Origin of the sequence: Streptomyces sp. NPDC000594 (assembly GCF_040299965.1) — a bacterium.
GTDB lineage: Bacteria > Actinomycetota > Actinomycetes > Streptomycetales > Streptomycetaceae > Streptomyces.
In genome coordinates, this window is record NZ_JBEPCY010000075.1 from 1,268 (window position 1) to 3,219 (window position 1,952).

At 71.0% G+C, this 1,952-nt stretch carries 1 protein-coding gene; it reads right to left on the reverse strand.

Translation table 11 applies throughout. The features are described 5' to 3' along the window. Window positions 1-1,926, reverse strand: a 1,926-nt coding sequence (locus ABT354_RS37930; RefSeq protein ID WP_351502616.1) for a condensation domain-containing protein, incomplete at its 3' end; no start/stop codon positions are given. Window positions 1,927-1,952: the final 26 nt, after the last annotated feature.

The following is a 1,952-nucleotide window of genomic DNA, read 5'->3' on the forward strand; positions in this document are numbered from 1 at the left end:
TTGGGTGTAGAGGTCGGCGAGTTCCTGGACGTGGGTGGGGTCGAGGAGGGTGTCGGGCCAGGTGAAGTGGGTGGTGAGGCGGGGGCCGTCGGGGTGGTCGTGGGTGGCGGCGTTGATGGCGAGGGTGTGGGAGGTGGGCATGCGGTCGTGGGGATCGTGGGGGTTGAGGTGCGGGGTCTCGGGAGCGGTCGCGAAGTAACCGGCCGTGGTGGCAGGGGTGTTGTCGCCGCCGGCTGAGCTGTCAGCGGCGGCGGTGTTCTCGCCCGGTGCAGTGTCGTTTGGTGTGTTGGTGGTTGATGTGTTGGTGGTGGTGCGGCCGAGGTAGTTGAAGCTGATGTGGGGGGTGGTGTGGGTGGTGAGGGGGTGGTGGGGGGTGAGGTGGCGGAGGAGGCCGTAGCCGATGCCGTCGTGGGGGGTGGTGTGGAGGTGTTCCTTGATGGTTTTGATGGTGTGGGTGAGGTTGGGGCTGTGGGTGTGGATGTCGTGCCAGGTGGTGGGGGTGGGGGGCAGGCGGACGGGGTGGAAGGTGGTGAACCATCCGGTGGTGCGGGTGAGGTCGGCGCCGGTGTGGGTTTCGTGGCGGCCGTGGGTTTCGAGGTCGATGAGGGTGCCGTGGTGGGCGGGGTGGCCGTGACGGCGCCGCCATTCGGTGTGGGCGAGGTGGAAGGCGGTGAGGAGGATGTCGTTGATGCCGGCGTTGTAGGCGGCGGGGACGGTGGTGATCAGGGCCCGGGTGAGAGCGGTATCGAGGGTGTGGGTGTGACGGCGCTGGGTGGCGGTGGTGTCACGGGCCGGGTCCAGGGGCCGTGCCCCGGGTGACGGGTCTGCCGGGCTCAGAGCCTTGGTCCAGTACCCGCTCTCGTCCTGGACGGCGGGGGTCGCGGCGAGTTCGGTGAGCTGGTGGGCCCACTGCCGCAGCGGTGTTCCGGCCGGGTCGAGGACGGGGGCGCGGCCGGCGCGGTGGGCGTGGTAGGCGGTGGCGAGGTCGGGCAGCAGGATCCGCCAGGACACACCGTCGACGGCGAGGTGGTGAACGGCCAGCAGGAGCCGCCCGCTCGCACTGGGGCCGGCGTCGAGGAACACGGCCTGGACCATCCGCCCGCCGCTCGGGTCCAGCCGCGACGTCGCACCCTGCACCTCCCGGTCCAGGACGGAGATACGGGCGTCGTGCCCGGCCGGCAGAACGGCACGGGTCAGGATCCCGCGCTCCGCCGCCCCCGCCACCGCCCCCGCCACCGTGTCCGGGGGCGGGATCCGCAGACTGTGGGTGTCGTGTTCGGGGTCGTGGACCAGCCGGGCACGGAGACTGTGGTGGTGGTCGACCAGACTCGCCACCGCACGGTCGATGTCCTCGTACGATGCCCCGGGCGGGGTCGTCACCAGTACCGACTGGTTGAACCGGTCCACCGGACCGCCCAGACCCAGCAGCCAGTGCATCACCGGCGTCAGCGGCATGTCCCCCCACGCCTCCCACACCCCACCACCGGCACCGGACCGGTCCTGGTCGTGGTCTGTTGCGCAGGTCGCGGCGGCCGCCAGCGCGGCGACACTCTGATGGAGGAACACATCCTTTGGACGCAGGACCAGACCATGACGCCGGGCCCGCGACACCAGCTGGATCGAGGTGATCGAGTCACCACCCAGCTCGAAGAACCGGTCATGGACACCCACCCGCTCCAACCGCAGCACCTCCGCGAACAGCGAGCACAACACCTCCTCCCGCACACCACGCGGACCCCCACCAGCACCGCCACCGGCGGCACTGTCACCGTCGCCGCCACGGTCGCCGGCGGGGTCCGGGCCGCAGGGAGCGGGAAGCGCCTTGCGGTCGAGCTTCCCGTTCGCCGTCAGCGGCAGCCGGTCCACGATCACGAACGCGGAGGGCACCATGTAATCGGGCAGGACCTCCAGCAGAGCCAGCCGCAACCCACCCCCATCCACACCCGGAACCG